This window comes from Litoribacillus peritrichatus (genome assembly GCF_039537985.1).
GTDB lineage: Bacteria > Pseudomonadota > Gammaproteobacteria > Pseudomonadales > Litoribrevibacteraceae > Litoribacillus > Litoribacillus peritrichatus.
This window is the reverse complement of record NZ_BAABBN010000004.1, coordinates 850687-875850: the sequence shown is the minus strand read 5'-3', so window position 1 is coordinate 875850 and position 25164 is coordinate 850687. Positions and strand designations below refer to the sequence as shown.

Annotated in this window: 21 protein-coding genes; 5 read left to right on the top strand and 16 right to left on the bottom strand. The window is 45.5% G+C overall.

Going from position 1 to position 25164, the window contains the following annotated elements; translation table 11 throughout:
• Positions 1-15: 15 nt before the first annotated feature.
• The 6 genes from ABD744_RS05195 to ABD744_RS05170 form a co-directional block, all read right to left on the bottom strand.
• Positions 16-1104: a rhomboid family intramembrane serine protease gene (locus ABD744_RS05195; RefSeq protein ID WP_344796134.1), complete on the bottom strand. Its 1089-nt coding sequence runs from the start codon at positions 1102-1104 to the stop codon at positions 16-18.
• The gene (locus ABD744_RS05190) at positions 1101-1706 is read right to left on the bottom strand and encodes a hypothetical protein (protein WP_344796132.1); all 606 of its coding nucleotides are present in this window, start codon (positions 1704-1706) and stop codon (positions 1101-1103) included. Before ABD744_RS05190 ends, ABD744_RS05195 begins: the two co-directional genes overlap by 4 nt.
• A 160-nt stretch (positions 1707-1866) precedes the next feature.
• Entirely contained in the window at positions 1867-3381 is a 1515-nt protein-coding gene (locus tag ABD744_RS05185; protein ID WP_344796130.1) for an HD-GYP domain-containing protein, read from the bottom strand.
• A 73-nt stretch (positions 3382-3454) separates the two neighbouring features.
• Entirely contained in the window at positions 3455-5935 is a 2481-nt protein-coding gene (locus ABD744_RS05180; RefSeq protein ID WP_344796128.1) for a SpoIIE family protein phosphatase, read from the bottom strand.
• A 5-nt stretch (positions 5936-5940) separates the two neighbouring features.
• Positions 5941-6957: a beta-N-acetylhexosaminidase gene (gene nagZ, locus ABD744_RS05175; protein ID WP_344796126.1), complete on the bottom strand. Its 1017-nt coding sequence runs from the start codon at positions 6955-6957 to the stop codon at positions 5941-5943.
• A 47-nt stretch (positions 6958-7004) separates the two neighbouring features.
• On the bottom strand, positions 7005-7487 hold the full coding sequence (locus tag ABD744_RS05170; protein WP_344797713.1) for a L,D-transpeptidase family protein: 483 nt from the start codon (positions 7485-7487) through the stop codon (positions 7005-7007).
• 241 nt (positions 7488-7728) lie between these two features.
• On the opposite strand from ABD744_RS05170, the gene pabB reads away from it, so the two are divergent.
• A complete protein-coding gene (gene pabB / locus ABD744_RS05165; protein ID WP_344796124.1) occupies positions 7729-9081 on the top strand; it encodes an aminodeoxychorismate synthase component I in 1353 nt (450 codons plus the stop codon).
• Positions 9082-9117: 36 nt separating this feature from the next.
• Here pabB and ABD744_RS05160 read toward each other — a convergent pair whose 3' ends face one another.
• Positions 9118-9963 (bottom strand): LysR family transcriptional regulator, encoded by an 846-nt coding sequence (locus ABD744_RS05160; RefSeq protein ID WP_344796122.1) that lies wholly within the window; start codon positions 9961-9963, stop codon positions 9118-9120.
• 576 nt (positions 9964-10539) lie between these two features.
• Here ABD744_RS05160 and ABD744_RS05155 point away from each other — a divergent pair.
• The 3 genes from ABD744_RS05155 to ABD744_RS05145 are packed head-to-tail and all read left to right on the top strand — an operon-like array spanning position 10540 to position 15060.
• Entirely contained in the window at positions 10540-11715 is a 1176-nt protein-coding gene (locus ABD744_RS05155; RefSeq protein WP_344796120.1) for an acyl-CoA dehydrogenase, read from the top strand.
• 48 nt (positions 11716-11763) lie between these two features.
• Complete coding sequence (locus ABD744_RS05150) at positions 11764-14019, top strand: thiamine pyrophosphate-dependent enzyme (RefSeq protein ID WP_344796118.1); 2256 nt, start codon at positions 11764-11766, stop codon at positions 14017-14019.
• A complete protein-coding gene (locus ABD744_RS05145; RefSeq protein WP_344796116.1) occupies positions 14020-15060 on the top strand; it encodes an ACP S-malonyltransferase in 1041 nt (346 codons plus the stop codon). It abuts the gene before it with no gap.
• Here ABD744_RS05145 and ABD744_RS05140 read toward each other — a convergent pair.
• The 5 genes from ABD744_RS05140 to ABD744_RS05120 form a co-directional block, all read right to left on the bottom strand.
• A complete protein-coding gene (locus ABD744_RS05140) occupies positions 15057-15425 on the bottom strand; it encodes a hypothetical protein (protein ID WP_344796114.1) in 369 nt (122 codons plus the stop codon). The two genes, ABD744_RS05145 and ABD744_RS05140, sit on opposite strands and share 4 nt — an antisense overlap.
• 12 nt (positions 15426-15437) lie before the next feature.
• Complete coding sequence (locus ABD744_RS05135; protein ID WP_344796112.1) at positions 15438-16508, bottom strand: bifunctional transcriptional activator/DNA repair enzyme AdaA; 1071 nt, start codon at positions 16506-16508, stop codon at positions 15438-15440.
• Positions 16509-16650: 142 nt separating this feature from the next.
• On the bottom strand, positions 16651-17316 hold the full coding sequence (locus ABD744_RS05130; protein ID WP_344796110.1) for a DUF502 domain-containing protein: 666 nt from the start codon (positions 17314-17316) through the stop codon (positions 16651-16653).
• 121 nt (positions 17317-17437) lie between these two features.
• Positions 17438-20077 carry an InlB B-repeat-containing protein gene (locus ABD744_RS05125; RefSeq protein WP_344796108.1) on the bottom strand — a complete coding sequence of 880 codons (2640 nt, stop codon included), beginning with the start codon at positions 20075-20077 and terminating at the stop codon, positions 17438-17440.
• A gap of 289 nt (positions 20078-20366) precedes the next feature.
• Positions 20367-20957 (bottom strand): YceI family protein, encoded by a 591-nt coding sequence (locus tag ABD744_RS05120; protein WP_344796106.1) that lies wholly within the window; start codon positions 20955-20957, stop codon positions 20367-20369.
• Positions 20958-21313: 356 nt separating this feature from the next.
• Between ABD744_RS05120 and ABD744_RS05115 the strand changes: the two genes are divergently transcribed.
• A complete protein-coding gene (locus ABD744_RS05115) occupies positions 21314-21790 on the top strand; it encodes an acyl-CoA thioesterase (RefSeq protein WP_344796105.1) in 477 nt (158 codons plus the stop codon).
• 49 nt (positions 21791-21839) lie between these two features.
• Here the strand turns inward: ABD744_RS05115 and ABD744_RS05110 are convergent, their stop codons facing one another.
• The 4 genes from ABD744_RS05110 to ABD744_RS05095 all read right to left on the bottom strand — a co-directional run bounded on the left by ABD744_RS05110 (position 21840) and on the right by ABD744_RS05095 (position 25062).
• Positions 21840-22559 (bottom strand): hypothetical protein, encoded by a 720-nt coding sequence (locus ABD744_RS05110; protein WP_344796104.1) that lies wholly within the window; start codon positions 22557-22559, stop codon positions 21840-21842.
• Between the two features lie 95 nt (positions 22560-22654).
• Positions 22655-23947, bottom strand: a complete 1293-nt coding sequence (locus ABD744_RS05105) for an ABC transporter substrate-binding protein (protein WP_344796103.1) — start codon at positions 23945-23947, stop codon at positions 22655-22657.
• Between the two features lie 118 nt (positions 23948-24065).
• Positions 24066-24410, bottom strand: a complete 345-nt coding sequence (locus ABD744_RS05100) for a DUF7079 family protein (RefSeq protein WP_344796102.1) — start codon at positions 24408-24410, stop codon at positions 24066-24068.
• A gap of 43 nt (positions 24411-24453) precedes the next feature.
• Positions 24454-25062, bottom strand: a complete 609-nt coding sequence (locus ABD744_RS05095; RefSeq protein ID WP_344796101.1) for a CAP domain-containing protein — start codon at positions 25060-25062, stop codon at positions 24454-24456.
• Positions 25063-25164: the final 102 nt, after the last annotated feature.

The window sequence follows — 25164 nt, the reverse complement described above, 5'->3', positions numbered from 1 at the left end:
TTTGCCTCCAGTCACTCAGCGTGAAATCTGAGCGGCTGGGTCAGTCAACATGCCTAAAATTGGGTTCCGCTTCAACACATAAGGTTTTAGCGCCAAAGCAATCAAAATCCCCACGATGAAGCCACCAATGTGAGCGCCATAATCCACCCCCTCAGCCCCGGTAAACATTCCCCAGAAATTGAGTCCTAACCAAATGGCAAAATACCAAACCGGTGACAGCTTCTTTTGGAACACAATGAACATAAACGTCAGGCTGGCATGACGAAACCAGATGATATACAAACCAAACAACCCTGCAATGGCACCACTCGCGCCAACACTGGGAATGACACGGTCAGGGCCGAATAAAACACTGATCACACTGGCGAGGACACCGCATACCAAATACAGCACCAAAAACTTGAAGTGTCCGAGAGCATCCTCAATGTTATCGCCGATCAGATACAGAAAATACATGTTCCCGAGCAGGTGAATGATGCCTCCATGAAGAAATGTACTCGTCAATAACGTCCATAGTTGCTCGCCCTGAGCAATATGCGCAGGTGTGTTAGCAAACTGGGATAAAATCTCGATCGTTGCGCTTTCATTCCCAAAATACATCAAGAAGATCACCACATTCATCGCAATCAAAGACCAGGTCACGATGGGTTTTAAATGCGGTTTGATGTTGTACTCCACCGGCATCTGAGACAAAAACTGAAATACCCAGGTTTTCCAGGAAGTGCCACCATTAATGTTGCTGAGCGCTTGCCGTATACGAGGTGATTGCTCAACTTGTTCGATTTCTTCATGGTCAATCCAGCCACCGGAACACGACTGACAAACATCCACTTCAAGTTCAAAGTCTTTCAGCAAATGGAATCGTTGCAGCGACTCAGCACAGTCCGGGCAGTTAAGATCCGACGCACCTAAACATTCACCTAACTGCTCTTCAAAGTTAACCTCGTCATTTCCGTTGTCCACCGTAGAAAGCATGTCGCTCAATTCATTTTTCTCGAACCAAAGCCCGCCACAGTGACGACAAACATCAACCTCTTCGCCATGATAATCAGTGGCATCCAGTGGTGTTCTGACGCACTTTGGGCAATATTTTTGATCCATCATTCATTCAGCCCCTGGATTTCATCCACATCCACATCAAACTCTTTGAGCTGACGTACCAGATATTCAGAATTTTTAGCCAGTTTCGGCAAAACGACTTTTTCCATTCGATCCAGGGTTTCGGTCATCAGTTTTGAAGCATGGCTGGGGCCGTATTGTTTCTCTTCTCCTTTACGAATAATGTCATTCACCTGAGTATAAAACCGTCGAGTTTCAGAGAGAAAATAGCTGGGCGTTTCCAGCGTGGCTGGAGAGTACTTCATGGTTTCCCAAACATAGGTGTTCAGATTCGGGTTTTTCATCTTGAGCATGGTTTTAGACATGCCTTTGCTTAACGCCGTTTCGTTGTAAGTCCGCAAAATAGCAACATTGTCACTAAGCTCTTCATACAGTGAATGCCTTAGAAAATAATTACTTTGTTTGGTGCTGACATCATCAAAAATAATGGCTTGTTTCAAACCCGCTTGAGCGGCCAAATACACACCAAAGATGGTGGCCAGTACCATTAAAGAATGGCCAATCCAGAAGGCTGAACTTGTGAGTTCTGAGTGGTCTGCGTTTTTTACTTTCTTGACCACAGTAGACAAGCTTTTTTCATTTCCCATACTGTTTTCCTTTCCCATACCTTCGTCCATGATTATCAACAGAACGGGCATACTACCCTAAGAGCAGGGCTAACTGCCAGAGAGCAGTCCAGGGAGCGATCCAGATAGTAATCCAGGGAAAAGATGAGTACTTCAAAGAAAACACAAACCAGGTGAACAACTATTCCGACTTGTCTGAGTAGGTTTTTGCGATATGAATAAATTCTTGCTCACACGCCACAAACGCGTCCACCACATCCGGGTCAAAGTGGCTGCCTTTGCCTTCCAGTAATATTTCTTTGGCTTTTTCATGCGAAAAGGCAGGCTTATACACCCGCTTGGAAATCAGCGCATCATACACATCGGCCAGAGCCATCAGCCTACCAGACAAAGGAATGGCTTCACCAGCCAAGCCCTTCGGGTAGCCACTGCCATCCCACTTTTCATGATGCGTTTCTGAAATCTCCCGGGCAAATCGCAAAAAAGAGTTACTTCCCAACTGATCCTCTGCAATCGACAGCGCCTGGGCGCCAATCGTTGGGTGCTGCTTCATAATTTCGAACTCTTCGTCCGTTAACTTACCCGGTTTCAGTAAAATCGCATCAGGAATGCCGACCTTACCGATGTCGTGCAAAGGCGCCGATTTATGAAGCAGCTCAATGGTTTGGTCATCCAAATAGTCTTTGAATTTAGGAAGTTGTTTAAGGTGTTCCGTGAGAGCTTTGACATAATACTGAGTGCGTAAAATATGCGCTCCCGTTTCATTATCACGTGCCTCAGCCAACGATGACAAGCCCAGTATGGCGACATCACGGGTTTGTTTGACTTCATGCGTGAAGCGCTCCAGGTCATCAATCATCAGATTGGTGTTATGCGCCATATGGCCAAACTCATCATGACTTGCTACCGATGCCCTGACAGTCAAATCCCCTTCCGCAACGCGTTGTAATGTATCGTTTTCATTTTGAAAGAAATAAGACAAATTATGTGAAAACGAAGAAATCACCTTCAATGTGTACGCCAGCATGACCGCCACCACAAAACCGACTTCAAGCAAAATAATGCGCTGAGCTTCTTGCAAGGAAAGGTTGGTGCTTGTGTCCGTCAGCCAGTGCAAGTCTTTGTTAATCACCAAAAACAGAATACCCGCAATGAACAACGTATTCGCAAACGCAAACAAAGAAAATTTACGAGTTAATGGCATAAAGCTCTTAGCAGGCTTTAACCGACGCTGCTCAATATTCAAAATAGACGCTTGCTTTTTTTCATACTGAAGCGCTAAATCCGTTGCCACAAAAAAACCCAATGTCATCAATCCCAGAATGACCTTTAGCCCGCTTTCCAACGGGGCCGAATATGCCCACCAATTAAAGAGTGTCAGCATCACCGCCGCTGCGACAAATAAGCCAAAAGTCATGCGCCAGTATTGCCCCGTCTGAATGGCTTCCGAATCTGAACGAAGGTCAAATGAAGGGGCTAATCGATTGTGAGTCAAAAAGATAAAAACCAATACGGTAAGCACCGGCAGCAGCAATTCCGTCAAGGTTAAGGATTCAAGTAAAGGGCATACCTGAACACCATAAACTGCAAAAACAAACAGCGACAAGGCCAAGTGAATAACGACAGCGCGATCAGTTCGATCGACCGCAGAAGGAACGGTCTTAGTCACAAATGGCGTATTTGCAGAAGATGACATATTAGCCTCAAGTACTCAAAAAGGTGCACGCCTTAGGTATAGCACATATCCGTTAACCACTTGTGCCCCCGCGCTAAACTATAAACTTAGAAAAGCAGATACGGTTTTGGTTCCCTTCGCGTAAGTACGCTTGATGATCCGTCACTTCCTTCACCAAAAACACACCCAGTCCACCGATGGCACAATCTTCGGCATTCATCCCAAGCTCAACACAACTTGCTTCTTCCAACGGGTTAAATGCCTTCCCCTGATCGACAAATTCAACGAATAACTGATCCGTCGTATGGCCTATGATCATCTGAATTTTGTCCGAATCCTGAAGGAGTGCATACTTCACCGCATTCGATAGCAGCTCTTCAGCGGCAAGCTTAATATCAAACGCGACCGATTCAGTGATTTGGTGTTCTGCCCAATACCGTTCAAGAAATTCAAATAGCACACGAACAGCGTTCATTGACACACTAAAATCACAACGTTCAACCACACTTAAAGATTCACCCGAAACGGGCAAGATAAGAAACGGATTTGATACCGGTTGACGCGCAGGAAGCTGAATTGCCATGATGGTAATATCGTCAGACTGAAGGGCATCTTCGGCAAATGACTTTACCGATTGATACATGGCTTTACCCGCATTTTGAGCATCCCTTTGAGGTAATTCTGCTAATACAGATTTCATTCTGTCCATACCAAAAAACTCACGAGACGGGTTTTGCGCTTCATCAATACCATCTGTGTATAAAAATATAAGGTCACCCGCATCAAGCGTACGATGATTTAAAGGGAAGTCCATGTCCTCCATCAACCCCAATGCCATGCCGTTTTCTTGATCAAACACAGTTACGACTGAGAGTTCGGTATCGCCCTTTATGAACAAAGGGGCCATATGGCCACCACTGGCATATTCAAGTCGCAAAGTGGCATGATCAAGAATTCCGCACCACAAGGTTACGAACATGCAGGCATCGTTGTTCTGAACCAACACATTATTAAGTTCATCCAAGAGAATTTCTGGCGAAGTACCTTTGTGTACCAACTGGGTTAAGATTGTCATGGTTTTGGCCATAAACAGCGCGGCCGGAACGCCTTTATCCGACACATCGCCAATGACAAAATAACTTCTTTGCTCATCAAGTTGATGGCAAAAGTACAGGTCGCCACCAACGGACTTGGCCGGTTCCAACCGGGCGTATAACTGATAATACCGAGACTCACAAAACAGCTCGCCTTCACCGGGAAGCATGGCCATTTGAATCCGGGTTGCAGCATCCATCTCACCTTGTAAACGGTTGGATAGCGCCGTCTCATCGGCCAAGTCCCGAATGTACTGTTTCAGATGATTCTGCATATTGGAGGTTGCATCAATCAAACGAGCAACTTCGTCTTTGTGTGTGCTCTGAGGAAGAACGGTTGTTAAATCCCCTTCTCCGATCCGTCCCACCAAACGGGATAAATCCACCAATGGCGCCATTACTGAGCGAGTTACCCAGCGAATGGCAATCAGCACCAAAATCAAGGTAAAAACACCCAGCCCAATGACTTTAAAAAGATACATTAAAATCGGCCGAATAAATTCCTCTTCAGGAATGATGACCGCCATTGGCCAACCTGTAACAGCCAATGGCGAATAACCAATAATGCAACGTTCGTCACTTTGATAGCACTGCCCTCGGTAGACCCCCTGTTCACCACTCAGAAAAGCCCGGTAAAGCGTTTGCCATGCGCCGGAGGTATCAGTTTCAGGGTACATATCTTTCAGCGACTTCATAACAAAGCTATCATCAGGAAAGCTGATCAGCTTTCCTTGTCGGCTGGCCAGCATCACAAACCCTGAGTCGCCCACGTTGACCTGATCCAAATACGCCTTCAAGGTTGAAAGGGCAATATCCCCCGTCACCACACCAATAAACTGTTTGTTTTGATCTTCGAACAACATGGGGGAAGTCATTTGATAAACAGGAACGGCATACGTCACCATCGGTTGCTTCGCACCGAAAGTATCAAAATACGGCTCCGACCAATGCGCATTTCCGGTTTCTTTAGCAATTCTGAACCAGTCTTCCTGATAATATTGTTTTACGTGACTGCTTTGACTGTCGTTGTTATTAGCTGTTTGATTGTCCTGAGCACTTTGGTCCTGAGTACTGCGATCAGTCAAGTCCACCCTGTTTAAAGCCTGTCCGTCCCGGTAAACATAAGTCGCAAACCCTTTTTCATTGCCGACAAAAGCAGGGTCAAGCGCAATGGCTGCACCGATAACATCCCGGTTGCCTTCAACCAGATCGTCCAATAAACGAGTAGCCAATTGAGGAGTGACCGCGCTGTAACCCAATACGATCCCCAACTGATCGGTGGTTTTCTGAACCCCAACCAGCAGCGTCTCCACCTCATAAATGGCATCTTTGACTTCTTCCCGAATTTTTAACCGGGCTTCTTCAAGTACATGGTCTTTCGAGATCGAATAATCTAAGACAGCGGTCACGCTGAAAATCAGGCCGATCAAAACAATCAACCAGCAACTTAATCGACCAGAGAGACTGTTACCTATGCGCATCTCAATCACTGCCCTGTAAAATGACGAATGGCGTCTTGTGCCTGTTTCAATTCCGACGCGTCGATTTCATTCACCGATAACGACGGTGTTAGTTGATCCAATAAATTGCTTGGCGAAATTTGATGCTGATCTAAAGACGTCAGCACTTCTTGAGCCGCTGCCTGATCGTTACACACCAACAGCATATTGCACCCGGCTTTTAAGGCCGCCAAAGCCCTGCCGGAGGCAGTAGGTTCCGCATCCACAGCACCCTGCATGCTCAGGTCATCACTGAACACTACGCCTTCAAACCCTAACTGATTGCGGAGTACCTCCTGCAACCAAAAAGTCGAAAAACCTGCCGGATGATCTGCATCCACTTGATCATAAATCACATGCGCCGGCATCACCCCTTGCAAGCCAGACTCAATCAGTAACCGGAACGGGAATAAATCTTTAATTTCAATCTCTTCAAAACTGCGGCTGTCGTGCGGCAACGCCAAATGAGAATCAGCACTCACATGGCCATGACCAGGAAAGTGTTTACCCACCCCTTTCATACCCGCATGTTCCAACCCATTCAAAACACAAACCGCCAAATCGGCAACTATGTCAGGTCGGTCTGAAAAAGAGCGATCACCGATCACCTCATTCATGCCTACATTCAAATCCAGCACTGGCGCATAAGTCAGGTCTACCCCACACAAACGCAACTCTGCCGCCAGCACAAACCCCGACAACTCCGCCAGCCGCATGGCATGACGTTGGTGTGATAAGTAATATTCGCCGATCTTGCCCATGGCCGGAACGCGGGTAAAACCTTCACGAAAACGCTGCACCCGGCCACCTTCATGATCCACCGTAATCAGCAGCTCAGAATTGAACGTCTTGATTTGATCGCAAAGTCGGCACAGTTGATCTTTCGATTGATAATTGCGCGAGAATAAAATCACACCAGCTGTCGATGGATGCTGTAACAAAGCCACTTCATCATCAGCGACTTCGGTTCCTCTTAGATCAAGAATGACAGAGGCTCTGTTCATCTGATTGTCCTTAAAAATTAACGTGTTAAAAAAACGCCTTTGCTTAACTACTCTTGAATATCAACCGAACACCCTACAGGCACCAATTCAAATAACGACATCACATCTTCATTTCTCATCCGTATACAACCATGAGATAAAGGCTCACCCATGGGCTCAGAATCCGGTGTTCCATGAATGTAGATATAACGGCGCATACTATCCACATGCCCCAAGCGGTTTTTTCCGACCTCAGTACCCGATAACCATAAAATTCGGGATAAAATCCAATCCCTGTTGGGGAAAGTCTTTGCAAGCTCAGGCGAGTAAACTTCACCAGTAAAACGTCGCCCAATAAAAACAGCGTTTTGCGGCCGATCTCCACCGATTTTGGCTCGAATGATGTGCCGCCCTCTCGGTGTCTTACCTGAACCATTCAACTCTCCGGCCCCGTTTTTTGCTGTGGACACAGAATAGGTGTGAATGGCCTTGCCGTCTTTCACCAAAGTCAGCGTTTGTTGAGCAATAGAAACATTAATATGATCTGTAATGAGGGTCACCGCTGGTTGTCTTACTGATGATGTCATAAAGGGCCATAAGATTTTGAACATCCTACGATAAAAAATTAAACGTCACAAAGAACCTTTCATTCTCATACCTATTCACTTATCCCGCTTCAACTATTAATTTCTGGCCTTGAGTCAATAAATTACTAATCTAAGAGCGTCCATTCTGTTAAAAATGAAATAAATCAGTAGAATGGCGACACCTCTTATGCAGTGAGTTTTAACTATGTCCCAGGCCCTCAGTGTCTTTGCCATCGCCTATCAACCGAACAGCATTGAAGCATTCAAATGCATCAAGCATCTGCCCTACCCTGTGATGCTGGAAAGTGGTCACGGCAAATATGCAGATTTGATGGGTCGTTTCGACATCCTAACGGCTAACCCGGCTGAAATCATTGCTTCAACACCGGATCAAAAAAATCCGGGATTATCCGGCAACGCCTTACTGCAAAAACTGAATGACGCATTGGACGCGTTAAGTCTCGACCCAGTGTCTGAGGAATTACCCTTCATCGGCGGTGCGATTGGCTTCATGAATTACGATTTCGGCCAGCAACTGGAAACACTGCCTTGTTCCACAGAGCAAGACATCAGCTTACCCCCAGCCTGGTTTGGAATTTTTGGTTGGGCTCTGATCACAGACCATAGAGAAAACATAAGCTGGATAGTCAATGACGAAACACTTTCGAACTACTCCGATTCGGAACTGTTGAATCTGTTTAATACTCAGGCAAACACTGAGCTGGAAACATTTTCTTTAACTAGCCCTTTTGCCAGCAACCTCACTCAGAATGAATACTCAGAACGCTTCAGGCGTCTAAAAGAATACATTTATGCCGGAGACTGCTATCAGGTAAATTTTGCACAACGCTTCAGTGCTGAGTGTAAAGGCGATTCATTGCTGGCCTTTGAAAAAATCGCAAACAAAATCCCTACCCCCTTCTCAGCCTACTTCCAACTCGGACAATGGGATGTTCTCAGCCATTCTCCGGAACGGTTTGTTGAGCTTGAAAACAACCAAGTCACGACCAAACCGATCAAAGGAACCCGGCCTAGAGGGCACAACCCAGCAAACGATCAAGCACTCAGCGAAGAACTGCTGAACAGCACCAAGGACAGAGCTGAAAACCTGATGATTGTCGATTTGCTTCGCAATGACCTCAGCCGTGTTTGCGCCCCGTTCAGTGTCAAAGTGCCTAAGTTGTTCGACATTGAAAGCTACCCAAATGTACACCACCTGGTGAGTACCGTAACCGGCACGTTAGATCAAAACGAAACAGCAACCTCACTGTTAGGCCACAGTTTCCCGGGTGGCTCCATTACCGGTGCACCCAAAATCCGAGCCATGGAAATCATTGATGAACTGGAGCCACACCACAGATCCATTTACTGTGGGTCCGTCATCTACATCAGCCGGCATGGCCGAATGGACAGCAGCATCACTATCCGAACCCTGGTGCGCGACGGCAATAAAATTCATGCCTGGGGCGGCGGAGGCATCGTTGCCGACTCAGAAGCTGAGTCTGAATATCAGGAAACCCTGACTAAAATATCGCCTTTATTAAAGGCGATAAGTTAATAAAACTCATTAAACGCAACCACTAAACAAGAGCGGTTAATTCAAAGCGGCTTTGCTTTCACACAAATTAATCAATGAAGATAAAGCGTCATTTAGCTCCTTCTCTTTATTGTAAGCCAGTCCAATTGTGCGGCTTAAATCAATGTCGGTTAACGGAATAAAACGAATGCCCTCATGCTCCAGTAACTTAGGAATACCTGGCGTTAATGCACAACCGACACCGGCACTGGTCAGCGCCAGCGCATATTCCAAAGTTTGAATACGAGCACGCACGTCCAATGCAATCTGTTCCCGACCCAAGACATAATTTAACGAGTCCAACGCTTCACAAGGCGAGCGATGAATAAACGGAACGTTAGCCAAGTCTTCCACCATAAGCTGGCTTTTCAAACCAAGGGGATGGGTTTCCGGTACGGCCAATAAATAATGATCTTGCCAGAGCGGAATAAAGTGCTCTTGAGGCTGAAGATAATTGGTGGTAATAATTCGCGCATCACACTGCTCATCCGGCTGCACCAAAGTAAGATCCATACCATCAACCTCGGCGACAAACTCTTTCAGCAGTTGCCCCATACGATCAGCGCCCAGCGAGCGGATTAAGCCCAATCGAAAAGGAATTTTTACAGGCGTTGTCTTAAATAAATTGCCAATGGCATTCAGATCATTCGATAGTTGCTTTGCCAAAGGAAAGAGTTTGTCTGCCGCTTCTGTGGGCGCAACTCCTTTAGGATGGCGAACAAACAACTGGGTTTCCAACTGATCCTCCAGTTGTTGAATTGCCGATGAAATAGAAGGCTGCGCGACAAAACATTGTTTGGCAGCGGCACTGATACTCTGTGCCTGATAGACCGCCATGAAATACCTTAAACTACGAACATCCACCAAAAACTCCTTTGGCTCAACTGAACTCAGCAAAAACCGTACTCAACGAAAAACAGCACTCAAAGCGCTTTGTTTCAATTAATGGAACCAAGTGTTACCAAAATACGTTACCAAGTAACACAACAGACCATTCAAATTATGGAACACAGGTAACAAACCCGAATATTATTGAGGTAACAACGCCGCCCAAAAATAATTAACCATATGTTTTATATGAACTTTTTAAATATGGCACAGCAATAGCAATCTATTTAGTAAGAACAACAAAAACAGACGATTCGGCTTCATCAATAAAAATAAAAACAGAAGCTCAGGATTGCAGCTCAACAATAAAAATAAAAAGCGAGCAGAAAAACCATTATGAGCCCATCAGGGCTCTCCACCTTCTCTTTTAGACTTTACCCACGCTAAATATTCCATTTTTTACTCCACTCAAAATACACCCTGTTTGGCATCTTCTGCTATCAAACCATATAGATTAAATCTATACCAGATAAAGAAAAACTATATTTTAACTTTAGCAAATCTCCGATTAGCCTGAGAACTGTATCCAACTGTTTGTATCCGGAGATCATAATGGCTCGCACACAATTTTCCTGGGAAGATCCTTTTCTGTTAGACCAACAACTCACCGACGAAGAACGTTTAATACGAGACACAACTCGGGATTATGCTCAGGACAAACTTCAAAGCCGGGTATTGGACGCTAACCGAAATGAAATATTTCATCGAGAAATTCTCAGTGAAATGGGCGCACTGGGTTTATTAGGGGCAACGTTGCCGGAAAAATACGGTTGCGCCGGAAGTAATTACGTCAGTTACGGCTTGATCGCCCGAGAAATTGAACGCGTTGACAGCGGGTATCGCTCAGCCATGAGTGTTCAATCTTCTTTGGTCATGCACCCTATTCACGCTTATGGCACCGAAGCGCAAAAACAAAAGTATCTACCCAAGCTGGCTTCCGGCGAGTGGGTCGGCTGTTTTGGATTAACCGAACCGGATGCAGGTTCCGACCCGGCAGGAATGAAAACCCGCGCCGAGAAAGTGGCCGATGGCTACAAACTTACCGGTTCTAAAATGTGGATCACCAACGCCCCCATTGCAGACGTATTTGTGGTTTGGGCCAAACTCGACGGCAACATTCGGGGCTTCATCCTTGAAAAAGGGATGATGGGCTTATCTGCGCCTAAGATTGAGGGCAAATTTTCACTCAGAGCCTCCATCACCGGTGAAATCGTTTTGGACGAGGTCGTGGTGCCTGAAGATCAGATATTCCCGGAAGTTTCCGGTTTGAAAGGCCCGTTTGGTTGTCTCAACAAAGCCCGCTATGGAATCGCTTGGGGCGCTCTTGGGGCCGCAGAGTTTTGCTGGCATGCGGCACGTCAATACAGCCTGGACCGAACGCAATTTGGCAGACCCCTTGCCGCCACACAGTTGATTCAAAAGAAGCTGGCCGACATGCAAACCGAAATCAGCCTTGGCCTGCAAGGATGTTTACAAGCCGGTCGATTGATGGATAACGACCAATGCCCTGTGGAACTCATCTCCCTGATTAAACGCAACTCCGCCGGAAAAGCCCTTGCCATTGCCAGAGAAGCCAGAGACATGCACGGCGGAAATGGAATCTCCGACGAGTTTCATGTCATACGCCACATGATGAACCTGGAAGCCGTCAACACCTACGAAGGCACCCATGATATTCATGCTCTGATTCTTGGACGGGCTCAAACCGGCATACAGGCATTCTTTTAAATCATAAAACGTTCTTACCACAGAAGGTTCAAGTCAAAAGAGGTTTCAATGAAAGACAGCGCCACAGCCCTACACGATGATTTCATACAACGTGTTTCGGAAAATAACTTACCGGAGCGGAGGCATCGTATTTCACTGGCCGAAGCAGGGCTAAACGCTGAACAGGTAATTTCAATGTTTGAATCTCAGGTGTTGAGCCGCCTTTTGGATCTGGAAGCTCGTCAGCTCAAAGCACAGGGAAAAAGCTACTACACCATTGGCAGTTCTGGCCACGAAGGCAGCGTCGCGTTAGCCGAAGCGCTGAAGGTCAGTGATCCGGCTTACCTTCACTATCGAAGCGGCGCATTCTTTATTCATCGCGCCAGAAAAGCGGTGCAGGACGACCCTGGCACTCCTGCCCAAACGCCCATCTGGGATATGTTGTTATCGCTGTGCGCATCCAGCGAAGACCCAATTTCAGGCGGCCGTCATAAAGTTCTCGGGAGCAAGCCGCTGAATGTTCCTCCTCAAACCAGCACCATAGCTTCACACCTGCCTAAAGCAGTGGGTGCAGCATTGGCCATTCCAGCCAGAAAACGTTTGGCGCTGGACAACCCGGACAATCAATACCCGCCGGACAATGCAGTCGTGTTCTGTAATTTCGGAGATGCCTCAGCCAATCATGCCACAGCTCAAAGCGCGTTTAATGCATCGTCCTGGTGTGCATACCAAGGCCTGGATATTCCTTTATTATGGGTTTGCGAAGACAATGGCATTGGGATTTCAGTAAAAACCCCCACAGGTTGGATAGAACAAAATTTCAAACACCGGCCTAAGTTCACCTACCTTCAAGCCGACGGGCTAGACCTATTGCACTGTTATATGAATGCCCGTAAAGCCGTTAGAATTGCAAGGCAACAAAAGCCCGTATTCCTTCATATGGAAACGGTTCGGTTGATGGGGCACGCAGGAGCCGACGCCGAAATTGCCTATTTAACTGAATCGCAAATTGAACAAAACCAAAGAAATGATCCGTTATTGCATTCCGCAAAGCTGCTGATCGACCTGAAGCTGCTAACAAATCAGCAAATTGTTGATCTCTACCTGAACCTCCAACACCAGATCGAACTTGTTGCGAGACAAGTTATTGACCGGCCAAAACTGGCTTGCGCACAAGAAGTTATGCAGTCAATCATTCCAAAGAGCAATCAGAATTTACCTCTCGCAGGTTTAACCCAACCACAAAGAGATGCCTTATTTGCTAAAGAACGACGGGCGTTTGAATCGGCACAACCCCTCGGCCGTATGATCAACTTTGCCTTGGCAGAAATCATGGCAGAATTGGATAACGTAGTGGTGTTTGGCGAAGACGTCGCCGCGAAAGGCGGTGTATATCACGTGACTTCAAGACTGCAACAAAAGTTCGGCCCTAACCGGGTCTTTAATTCGTTACTGGACGAAACCAGTATTCTGGGCGGTGCCATTGGCTTGGCTCAAAACGGTTTATTACCCATTCCTGAAATTCAGTTTTTGGCTTATGTCCATAACGCAGAGGATCAAATACGAGGCGAAGCCGCGACGCTCTCCTTCTTCTCCAACCAGCAATACACCAACCCTATGGTCATTAGAATTGCGGGGCTGGCCTACCAAAAAGGGTTTGGCGGTCACTTTCATAACGACAATTCACTCGCCGTGTTTCGGGATATCCCCGGATTGGTCATTACCTGCCCTTCAAACGGTCAGGACGCCGTCGCCATGCTAAGAGCATCGGTTGACCTGGCTCGGAAAGAAAACCGAGTGGTGATCTTCATCGAACCCATCGCGCTGTACATGACTCGTGACCTGCATGCGCCAGGTGACGAACTCTGGGCAAGCAAATACCCAACGAAACACACGCCCATTGCACCCGGAGAGTTCAACACCTTTGGCCAAGGCAAAGATTACTGCATTGTGACTTACGGCAACGGCTATTTTCTTTCAAGACAAGCAGAGAAAATACTCAAAGAACAACACAACCTGGACGGCCGGATTATTGATTTACGCTGGCTCGCGCCATTGAATGAAAAAGCGTTACTGGAAGAAATCAATCAATGCAACTCAGTCTTGGTACTTGATGAATGCCGCAAAACCGGTTCACTCAGTGAGGCACTGATGTGCATGCTGTTAGAAGCACCGACCAGACCGGACAACATCAAACGAAGAACCGCTGAAGACAGTTTTATTCCGCTGGGCAACGCAGCCAATGCAGTTTTACCCTCAGTCGAACAAATCATTGAGGACGTCTTAGCCATGAACACCCACAAAAATCTGAAGAGAGCCGGTTGAATGAAAAAAAGAGCACTGGTGGTATGCCCTGGCCGAGGAACGTACAACAAAGAAGAACTGGGCTATTTATCGCGACACCATCAAGACAAAACCGAACAGTTAGCCTTCATTGAACAGTATCGCCAAACCGTCAACCAGCCCAGCGTTCATGAGCTGGACGGAAAAGACCGGTATTCGTTCAAGCTGCACACCTTAGGAGAACACGCCTCGGCCTTGATTTACGCCTGTGCTTATGCCGACTTCATGAGCATCAATCAGGACGAATACGAGATCGTAGCCATCACTGGCAACTCCATGGGATGGTACATTGCCCTGTCTGTGGCTCAGGCCTTATCCCCACAGGACAGCATAACCCTGATTGACACTATGGGTTCCATGATGAAAAACGGCCTGATCGGCAGCCAACTGATCTACCCCGCCGTTGGTGCCGACTGGAAGATCATTACAGACAAAAAAACAGAGCTATTCACCATCGTTGAAGAAATCAACCAAAGAGCCGCACATGCACTCTACCTTTCAATTGATCTCGGCGGTTATCTGGTTGTGGCTGGTAATGAAACCGGGCTGTCAGCGTTTGAGCAGTCCGTCCCAAACATCGACGATCGATTCCCTATGCGACTCTACAACCACGGCGCATTTCACACGCCACTCATGAGCCAAATATCCGATGTGGGAAAAGACAAGTTAACAACACTCGACTTTAATAGACCACTGACACCGTTAATCGATGGACGAGGCCATATCTGGACACCCTACAGCACAAACCCCCAACAACTCTTTGACTACACGCTTGGCCATCAGGTCACTGAACCCTATTACTTCAACAGAGCCATCGAAGTCGGTCTCAAAGAGTTTTCACCGGAGACCATCATTGTGCTTGGCCCTGGCAGCAGTTTAGGCAGTTCAGTCGCGCACTCATTGATTAACATTGGATGGCAAGGCATCAGCAACAAAGCCGAATTTGTAGAAAGGCAAAAACGTGATCCTTTTGTGATTTCTATGGGGATGGAAGCACAGAGAAGGTTTGCTTCCTTCTCTTAATCGCTGCTTGAATTCGATGAACTGGACATGGAACCTGAAAATACTTCATAAGCTTCTATTTCAGCAGCATCTTTCATTGAACGATTAACTACCCTTGCTTGTATACCTAACGCCTGTCGAATATACGAGTTGATGTAATCGTTCGGAAACCACCGAGAAGGTATAGAGCTTTCATCAAACGAATGAATTAACCTAAGTATAAAGAAAGGACCTAAAATTGGGACAAACCAGACTATTAAAGCCTGGGCAAGCTTCTGTACTTTTTCCAGATCGTCTGTTCGATACAAAGCAATTGAACACATAACATTTAAATAAATGACTAGCCCCAAAATAACCAGAACAAGAAATAATATGTAGTATTCCAAGTTGAGCATCCCTTATTGTTTAAATTCAGAAGCTTTCAGCTTTCTCTCATGTTCCAATAACCAACGCTTTCTTTCAAGCCCACCACCATACCCTACAAGTTTGCCGTTTTTACCAATTACCCGATGACAAGGGACAATGATGGAAATGCGATTGTATCCATTTGCGGTGCCCACTGCCCTGACCGCTTTCGGTTTGTTTATTTTCTCAGCTTGTTGCTGATAAGTGGATGTTTCGCCAAACGGAACGGCCATTAAAGCTTGCCAAACCTGATTCTGAAACTCTGTTCCTGGTGTATCAAGCGGTACTTCAAACGCCGTTCTTTCTCCATCAAAGTACTCTTTGATCTCTTGTTTGGCCTGCCAAATATGTGCATTTTCTCCGGTGATAATACGGGCTTTTAATAATCGCTGAAGGTCTTTAAATTCAGTTTCCAGCATTCTTCGGTCAACGAATTCAAGCAAACAAATGCCCTGATCCGTCGCGCACACAAACATTGGCCCTATCGGCGTTGTTAGCCGGCTGATTAATATTACTCGATCATCTTTACTCAATACTGGCGAGTTCCCAATAAGTTTCTTGTAAGTGTAGCCAAAGCCACTCAACGACTCGTAGCCGGATTCCATCGCGGTATTTGTTGCAGCTTTGCCGGATTTAAGTTCCAGCATGGCATTGTTGATACGGTACATGCGCTGATAAGCCTGAAAAGTAAGGCCGTAATGTTTTTTAAACCAACGCCGAACCAGTTCAGGGCTGATTCCCTGTTCCCTCAGAATGTAATCCGATATTTTTTCCTTCGGATTCTCTTTAATTAAAGCGATGGCATCCTGAACCTGTTCAGGAGCCTCATTTGCGTTCTCCGTCGGCTTACAAATTTTGCAAGGGCGATAACCTGCGTCTAAGGCATCTTTAAAATCGGAGTAAAACTCGACATTTTCAAACTTAGGCTTTCTGGCCCGACAGGTTGCGATGCAAAACACACTGGTGGTTTTTACGCCAACATAGAAGATACCGACGAAGTTCGAGTTCTTATCTATCAGCGCCTGATAATAGGTTTCAATTTTACAAGGGTCTGTTATCAACATTCTAATCACTTATCCTGAAAAAGGGGCAATACAGCTTTTCCAATTGCAATACGTCGCACACTACCCCTTATCAAGACCCACCAACAACCGAAAAATGGACAAGTATTTTTTCTATTCGACCAAACCACCCTGAACAAGTATCTTACGACTCAGGTTTCTCAGAACCTTCTTCTAACTGAGCCGGCTCAACGGGTTTTGCCTGGAACAAGGCTCCACTGCCAGCACCGCAGGCGATGATGGTACGCATCATATCTTCGACTTTAGCATCCGGGTACAAAGTCACTTGCGAAGCATCCAGGTGAAACATATTTCCTGAGGTAGGGTTTGGGCCGGTAGGCACAAAGACCGTATATCGACCGTCCGGGTGTTTGGAAGTTACAATGGCGGTCACCTCTGTCTTCACAGCATCGCCAAACGGGCGAACCAATGCCACTTCACCATTCGCAAACGGCGACTTCGACTGATCACCAAAAAACTGGTCCACAATCTCTTTCACCATCCGATAGCCTGGCGCCAATTTGGCAAGACGGTCATCAAATTTATGATGGAGGTAGGTGCCTAATTGCGTGGATACAAAGTAGCCCACAGCAAAACAAAAAAGCACCATCACGGACAACACCAACAAATCGCCAATGAACTCAGGCAGGCCAATAAAATTAACGACGAGATTCGTTAATGGCTGAATCAAATCCGTGACCAGGCGAAACAGCCAGTTAAAGCCCATCCACAAGATGGCGATGGGAAGCAGAATGATTAACCCACCCAACGCTGATTTCTTAAAAAAGTCTTCTTTTGTTACATGGTTCATGCTTTCTCCGCCTTATTAGCTGTATTAAGAATTACTCCATTTAAGAACGGAAATTAGCATAAAAAAACCTGCACTTCTCAACAAAGGCAGGTTTTTATTATTTCAGATGATTGAAGTGATATTAATTACAGGCAGCATTACCTGAAACATCAATAATATTGCTTAGACCTCCACACGCCTGAACCTGATCCCGTAATGCTTCAGCCTCTGAAGTACATAAGCTGGCGTTACGACTCACCTTGAAGTGTTGCCCGACATTACACAACTCAGGCATGTTCAAATCGGCCACCGATGACCCATCAATAAAGACATCACCACTTACCGAAGTTAGCCCCGTTAATGAAACAGAATTCAAAAAGCCACCACGAATTTCCAGGTCATGAGACGAGCTGGAACCGATAGACGCCAGATTGCTCAGACCACTTAAATCCGCCAGTTGGTTATTACCAAACACAATCAAGGAGCCAGACAATTGAGTCAGCTTGTTCAACGCGCCTAAGTCCGACAATTGAGGGTTTAACCGGATACTGGTTGTCCCTGCCCGTTCCAGATTATTTAAACCATCCACGCTCACAAGCTTATTATTGCGCTCAAGATCAAAATCTCCCGAGATGGTTTTCAGCGCAGTCACACCAGACAGATCCTGCATGTTGTTATTATTCAAAATAGCAAACTGACCATTCACCTGAGTAAGGGCACCCAAGCCATTCAGATTAAGAAGAGCATCATTGCCTTCTACAAATAACTTGCTCACGGAAGTCAGGCCGTTCAACCCCTGTAAATTTTGCAACTGAGCATTATTCTTAATGATCACCTGATTGGCAGAACGCACTGAACTCAGCCCGTTTAATGTTTGTAAGCTGTCGTTATTCTCAATCGTTACAATATTCAAATCGCCTGTTATCCGACTAAAACCAGATAAATCACTTAGGTCAGAGTTATCTTCCAACGTCAGGCCACCCGATAATGATGTCAACGCTGTCAATCCTTCAGTGGAGACCAACGTATCGTTGCTGCTGATTTGAATGTCCCCGGATACATTGGTTAAAGCGGAGAGTCCGACCAAGTTGGTTAACGCATGGTTACTCTCTATCACCACATCCCTCACCGTTTGTAAGCCACTCAAGCCCTCCAAACTGGATAAAGCCGTGTTACCAGCCAAAGTCAGTTTATTCAATGTTGTAATATTCTGCAGACCAGCAAGAGATTCAAGTTGTGGATTGGAGCGAATCACCAGAGTTTTTAACTCAGTTTGAGCAGCCAAGCCATTGAGGTCATTCAGTACCGGATTGCCATTTAGCTCCAAAAACAAGGTATTCCCGGCAAGATTGGTAAAATCAGGCAAAGCAACCAAACTGTCCATGGATTTAATCGCCAGACTCAGATTCACTTGAAGTGCTGCAACCGCATCCAGCTCAGTCACTTCAGGAAGGTCATCCAGCACTAAAGCATCAACTTCAGTAATGGATTGCAAACCGTCTAAATTAGCCAACTTGTTATTCTGGGAAAGCGACAGAGTATTTACACGGGTTAAGCTGGACAGAGCCGACAAATCGACCAGTTCCGGGTTTGCCCGAACCACCAAGCTCCCTTTCACTTCTGACAGACTGTTCAAACCGTTCAGAGTTTCAAGTGCTTCATTCGAAATCACACTCAAACTGCCAACGGAACGTACACACGATAAGTCGTCCAGATTCAACAGGTCATGGCTCGAAGAGTTATAACTGCCTATGACCAACGCCCCCGTCACCGACGTATAACCCGCCAATGCCTGTGCATCCTGTAATGACTCAATGGTGTAGTTACCTACCCAAGGCTCTTCCAGACAAGCCGATTCCGTTACTGTTACGGTGTAATCCTGAACCGATTGATTACCAGCCACCACACGATACACCACCGCAGAATTAAAGCTGTTTGGGGTGATACCTGAGTATTGTTCAACGCCGTTGACAAAAACCTGCTGGCCCGTCGTCTCGAACGTTGCAATCAAAGAAGATACATCTGTGGAGTCAGCCACCAATAAAGAAATGGTATGAGCAGCTTCATCAATGTTTGCTATCACGTCTTCAGAAACCTGATCATTATTCTGCTTCGTAAAACGGAAGTCAGTAATGGCTTTTGCTTCAAAGGACACAGCAGAAACTTTCACTAAATAATGCTTTTCCGAACCATTTTCCGCTTCAACCTGATACGAAACGTTCGAAGAAAAATCATTCACCGACGAAGCACTTTCCTGAGGCACGCCATCCACAGTCACCTCTTCCCCTGTTGTGATAAAAGAAGCCACAAGCATAGTCAGATTGGTAGACGAAGGTACAACCAAAGAGATCACACCTGAACTCTGATCAATTGAGCCTGAAATATCTGAAGGCAACGATGGATTATCCGCAACCCGGAACTTGAACTCAGTAAGGTCTTTTTTATCACTCAAAATGAGTTGAGTGAAATGCGCCGTCACATTTTTCGAACCGGTTAACTTATTGATTTTTATACTGCACGTTCCTGTGCCAGAACAATCTCCGGACCATCCGGTGAATTGATAACCGGAGTCTGGGTGCGCCGTTAATACTTCGGTATAGCTGGATGCAATATCGGAAAACTTTTCATAATCGACCCGACAGTTGGTGCCACTGGTTCCGCAATGAACCAACCCGGATTTGGAGGTTACATTCCCTCGGCCCTGGGTATCCACCGCCAATTTACAACCGCCAAGCAAAATAAAGACAAGAAGCAAAACGCTTCTTCCAAGAAGTTTAGACATGGTCATCCCCTTTCTGATTTTGATTATTTTTTTAATAACAGTAAGGATTCATCACCCAAAATCAGGCAATGTTTATAAGGCGCTCTTACAGTTTTTATTTTTATTAATAAAAAAGCATGTCACTGAAACCTTTGTGACAAAACTAATCAAACGACAATTAATGATCTAACTGTCGTATTTTCGTAATAAAAGAGAGCTCAAGTGCTCAATTTTTGAGAATAGACCAGAAGAAAACTGACATCACAGGGAAAGTCCGAACTCAAGGAACTTGAGCTCGGCAAGAAAAGACTTACTTTTTATCAAAAACCAAATCCACTGTCACAGGAACAGCAGTGCTGATGGATGGCAACTTAGCCACTTCACGCAGTTTTTCAATGCCTTCTACCAATTCAAAATCTGCAGCATTAATGAGCAATGGTTTAATGGTAGACACAGCCAGTTGGCCCGACGCTAATTTAACCGCACGCAGTTCAGCGTCTGCTGAAACCGTTTTACCATGCAGGTTAATATCCAATTTGGTTTTGGTAGTGAAGGACTCACCTGCTTTCAAGTTGGTGGCCTTAGTGGCATCGACAGCGGCTGAAATATTGGCCGTTGCAAACTTAGACACTTCAAACAACATCGCCTGCATTCGCTCATTGCGAATACCGATGTTGGTATCTACTGAAGCCAATTGAATTTCGATGTTTGCTTTACCCGCGTCAGTAATGGCACCACCCACCGATTTAAACGTATGAATCTCGCTGACTTTCGCTTTCTTAGTTGAAATAAAGTTCACGGAAGACTGATCGTTATTAAGTTGCCAATCTGCCGAGGCATTAAAAGAAACACACATCGCCGCAGTCAAAGCCAATAAACCGGTTTGGATTTTACCTTTCATTTTACTCTCCTTTGTTTTTTATTATGAGATAGTATTTTCCACTGAACCTGTTGAGCTTCGAGTCTTAATGCTCTTAATCAAATCATCAGGTTAAAATCAGCGCGCAACCATAGCACAAATGAGCCTAATTTTATAACGCGTAAATCAAAGTTAAGAACTTATTCCTTTGAAAATTTTGAAGAGAATCACATCAACAACCTGTCAGTTAAGCCACGTCTTCAGCTCCGTTTACTCCACACCATAACCCCTCATAACTTGGCGCTTCGAAAACCTTCAACCATACTGATAAAGACTTCATCAAGTTCAAACAACCCGCCTGACGACGATGATTGAAACAGTAAATTTGGAGATGTGTTATGGCTCAAATCACAACCACTGAAATGACGGAATTAGTCACGCCCATTATGGCAAACCTTTCCGGTAAAATGCATGGCGGTGAATTACTGAAGTTATTAGACAAGGTTGCCCTGACATGTGCCATGCGATACAGCAGTTATTACTGTGTAACCTTATCCGTAGACAAAGTGGTTTTCCGGCAACCTGTCTTTATAGGCGAGATGATCACCTTCGTTGCAAATATCAATTACACTGGCCGAACGTCGATGGAAGTCGGGATAAAAGTCATTTCTGAAAACCTGAAAGAGAAATCCGTGCGCCACACCAATACCTGTTACTTCACAATGATTGCCGTAAATGATGACGGAAAACCCACTGCAATCCCTCAATTAATAAAAACCACAGAAGTACAAGAACGACGCTGGGAAGCGGCTTTAAAGAGAAGAAACCTCAGCCTGCAAAAAGCCAAGGAATCCAAGACAAATTCAGAGAAATAAACAATCCAAAGCACGAGAAAACCGGCAGCGCAATAATTAATTAAAACTACTACAGCCTGCTTTTTAGGAGTGCTTTAATCTCATCACCTAACCCCTCTCGTTCTGCAATTTCACCATGGCTCGGGATCAGAGTGTAAAGGGTTTCTGTCTCTAATAAATCAAGCGCCCAGTGTTTAAAGGCTTTCTTATCTTCAATGATATACCACTTCACCACCTGACTGATTTTCAAGCCTGGTGCGGCCCCAAGTAAACGCTGCATCGCCTTTGCAATGGGTTGGTTGGACATACGTTCATAGTTTAAAAAGCTGTCACAGGTAATCCAGGTCGTTAAGCCAAACTCTCGTTCTTTCTTTAACCACACATCACCAGCCCTGTGCCCCGGCGGAAACAACACCGAATATCCTTTCGGCAATGGCGGCTGATGATCTTCTAAGGCCACTATGCCCGATGCCTTGTTAGCCACGCCTTTTTCAACCAAACGCCCGATCGCATGGCAGCTAGCGTACAAAGTGTGCCTTGGAAACGCAGCCTGCCAAGCCTCAACACCCATATAATGGAAGCCATTCGGCATGATGATATGGAGTTTGACGTTTTCATTTTGCCATTCTGCAGGCCAGTTTTCTAATAATGATTTGCCCGGACTGACGACTACAAACTCATTATCATCGACTTTCAAAGCAACGGAATTTGATACAAAGTTTGGAACCACGTATTGACCAAAACGCAATTCAGGATGGGACTCCAATGTGTGCCAGACGTTCTTTTTCATAGTTATGCGTGTTCTTGTGTTGAGATAGCAATACTATAAAAACAATGAAAATAAATACCAGCTAACAACGCAAGATTATCTGCAATCCCCTCAAACTACGGCAAAAAGACAGGGGATTTATCAAATACTTTCATTCGATATTGTTCTAATGAATAAATCACCTCATCAATGGTTAATTCTTCATTCATAAACATGACCATCAAATCCATTGCCGGTTTAGCCATTTCAGGCGGTGTATCCCGGTCAAAAAATTGAGCAACACCTTTGGCATTTTTAAGCAACTGGTCGCCGGCTTTCATAAACTTATTATCAAGTTCGTATGGTTGCCGGAAGGGAGATAATTTCTTGGAGGTTTGGTTCATTTCAATCAACACATCGGATTCCACAATAAAGCTTAGAAACTGACTTACGGCGGGATCGCCTTCAGATTGTTTCGACACAACAAGAACATCCACGGGAGCATCCTCATAAGATGGCACTTTCGGGTTAATCACAGGAAATGGAACAAACAGTAGATCATCCTGAATTTTTAAAGGCACATCCGAAACAAAAAAATTACCCATCAAAACCGCAGCAGCTCGGTCGTGATACATAAGCGGCAGGGCATCTTTCCAACTCATTTCATGTCGGCTATCAATGAAGCATCCGGCATCAAGCGCCTCCTTCCAATGAACAAACACACTGTGGACTCTGGGGCTATCATAAGAAGCATCCCCACGCATCAAGTCCTGATGAAAGGCCAAACCATTAATTCTTAAATTGAGATAATCAAACCAACCGGCAACACTCCAAGGACTTCTTGTACCGACTGTAAATAGCGCACGGCCTTGCCCAGAAAATGCCTCGCAGGCATTCAGCAAGTCTTCCCAGGTTTCGATACTCGCTAGGTTACGCGCGTCAAAAGCCGATTGCCGATAATAAACGCCCCATTGATAATAATTGATCGGCACAGCAAATTTCATGTTATTGGCAGTCACAGCCCCTTCCGCCGCCGCAGTAAAGCGCTCTGACCAACCTCGTTCATGCCAAAGCTCGGTCAAATCCGCAATATCTCCCTTCATTGCTAATGAATTTAAACGAATTCCACCAAACCAAAAATACACATCACCCGATTCCGAAAACCGGTATTCACCACGCTCCACCAGAGCTTTAAACTGTTCGTGCTCGTAGACTTTCACAGAAACTTTAATGTCTGGCGCCTGAACTTTGAAGGCCGAAATCATTTTGTCGTAGGCTTCTCGTTGTCCACGATTAATGGGCATCATGACGATGGTTATATGATGAGAAAACGCAATATTTGGTAAAGGATCAGCGTCGGTACAAGCCAAAGATAATAAAAATAAAGTGCACAACCAGAAAAGCTTTGAAACACAACAATTATGAGTCATTACAACGTTAGCCTGAAGACTATGGACACTACTCAGTTTAGGCTGTATTTCACGGCGGGCAATTTTAAGTAAGGTATTTTAAATACTTTGTATTGATAGCGTTTCCTAAAAAGGCAATTCAATACTGATGAATCAACTCTTTGATTTGCATCCAATACGATTTAAACATCCAGCGATGCATAAGCGGCAATTTCAACCATGGCCTCTTATTCATTCTGGGAGCGATGTATTCAAGTACCCACTCTCTGCCAAAAAAGGCCCACTCACCGGCAACACACAACAAATTACCTTTACAGACGGGATAAACTTCGTAATAGAGAATGTCTTGCAGTTGCTCTATTGAATAAGGACTTTCGGCCAAAACCTTTGCCATTCTCTCAAGGTCTGCATCGGTTAATTCGGTGTCCAAAAACAAGTCGGATAAGGTTTCCCACACCTGAATTCGTTCTTCCGGAATTATCATCACACCTCCTGGCAGAAGCCCTGTAGCAACAGCGCACAAATATTTATCTGGGGTTCGCAAACACCTGCGTCCAGTAACTAGGATAGTCTGATGAAGAAGTGTTTACCCTCGCAGATGCAAACTCGCTAAAATTCACGCTCATAATATTTCGGCAATGCCCTTCACTGTTCAACCAACCCTGAACCACCTGAGTGACGCTGGTTTGACCTGCTGCAATGTTTTCACCCACCGCAGACCAATCGTAACCCGTTGCATCCACCCGGTTTGAAACAGACAGTCCGTCGGAGCCGGTATGACTAAAGAAGTTATTCGTCGCCATATCAGTGCTGTGTGAAAAAGCCGCTTGTTCTAACACACAACTCCAGGTTAAGGCTGCCACTGCGGGTAAATTATCATTGCCACACTGATAACCCGAAGCTCGTGCCGCATTCACCTGCGTCAGCATATCTTCTTCATTCACATCCATTTCACAGGTTTCGTTGTTCCCAGGATTATCATTCCCGGAGTCATCTGAGTTACCTGATGTCCCTTCCGTACTACTGGCCGAACCACCGGACGACACGCCTCCAGAAGAAGAGCCTCCGCCACCACCGCAAGCACTCAACATCAACACAGATAAACAAGTAACAACGATTAAGCGAAATGAATTCATAAATGTCAGCTCAAGATCATAAAAGCTGCACAATAAACTGACCTTCAGCAAAGAACTGTGAAGCAGTTTTGGCAGTACAATTTGTTACTAAACAAACCCTCG

Coding starts and splice junctions, on each gene's coding strand:
- ABD744_RS05195 (WP_344796134.1), bottom strand. CDS start 1,104: ATGATGGATCAAAAATATTGCCCAAAGTGCGTCAGAACACCACTGGAT.
- ABD744_RS05190 (WP_344796132.1), bottom strand. CDS start 1,706: ATGGGAAATGAAAAAAGCTTGTCTACTGTGGTCAAGAAAGTAAAAAAC.
- ABD744_RS05185 (WP_344796130.1), bottom strand. CDS start 3,381: ATGTCATCTTCTGCAAATACGCCATTTGTGACTAAGACCGTTCCTTCT.
- ABD744_RS05180 (WP_344796128.1), bottom strand. CDS start 5,935: ATGCGCATAGGTAACAGTCTCTCTGGTCGATTAAGTTGCTGGTTGATT.
- nagZ (WP_344796126.1), bottom strand. CDS start 6,957: ATGAACAGAGCCTCTGTCATTCTTGATCTAAGAGGAACCGAAGTCGCT.
- pabB (WP_344796124.1), top strand. CDS start 7,729: ATGTCCCAGGCCCTCAGTGTCTTTGCCATCGCCTATCAACCGAACAGC.
- ABD744_RS05155 (WP_344796120.1), top strand. CDS start 10,540: ATGGCTCGCACACAATTTTCCTGGGAAGATCCTTTTCTGTTAGACCAA.
- ABD744_RS05150 (WP_344796118.1), top strand. CDS start 11,764: ATGAAAGACAGCGCCACAGCCCTACACGATGATTTCATACAACGTGTT.
- ABD744_RS05145 (WP_344796116.1), top strand. CDS start 14,020: ATGAAAAAAAGAGCACTGGTGGTATGCCCTGGCCGAGGAACGTACAAC.
- ABD744_RS05135 (WP_344796112.1), bottom strand. CDS start 16,508: ATGTTGATAACAGACCCTTGTAAAATTGAAACCTATTATCAGGCGCTG.
- ABD744_RS05130 (WP_344796110.1), bottom strand. CDS start 17,316: ATGAACCATGTAACAAAAGAAGACTTTTTTAAGAAATCAGCGTTGGGT.
- ABD744_RS05125 (WP_344796108.1), bottom strand. CDS start 20,077: ATGTCTAAACTTCTTGGAAGAAGCGTTTTGCTTCTTGTCTTTATTTTG.
- ABD744_RS05120 (WP_344796106.1), bottom strand. CDS start 20,957: ATGAAAGGTAAAATCCAAACCGGTTTATTGGCTTTGACTGCGGCGATG.
- ABD744_RS05115 (WP_344796105.1), top strand. CDS start 21,314: ATGGCTCAAATCACAACCACTGAAATGACGGAATTAGTCACGCCCATT.
- ABD744_RS05110 (WP_344796104.1), bottom strand. CDS start 22,559: ATGAAAAAGAACGTCTGGCACACATTGGAGTCCCATCCTGAATTGCGT.
- ABD744_RS05105 (WP_344796103.1), bottom strand. CDS start 23,947: ATGACTCATAATTGTTGTGTTTCAAAGCTTTTCTGGTTGTGCACTTTA.
- ABD744_RS05100 (WP_344796102.1), bottom strand. CDS start 24,410: ATGATAATTCCGGAAGAACGAATTCAGGTGTGGGAAACCTTATCCGAC.
- ABD744_RS05095 (WP_344796101.1), bottom strand. CDS start 25,062: ATGAATTCATTTCGCTTAATCGTTGTTACTTGTTTATCTGTGTTGATG.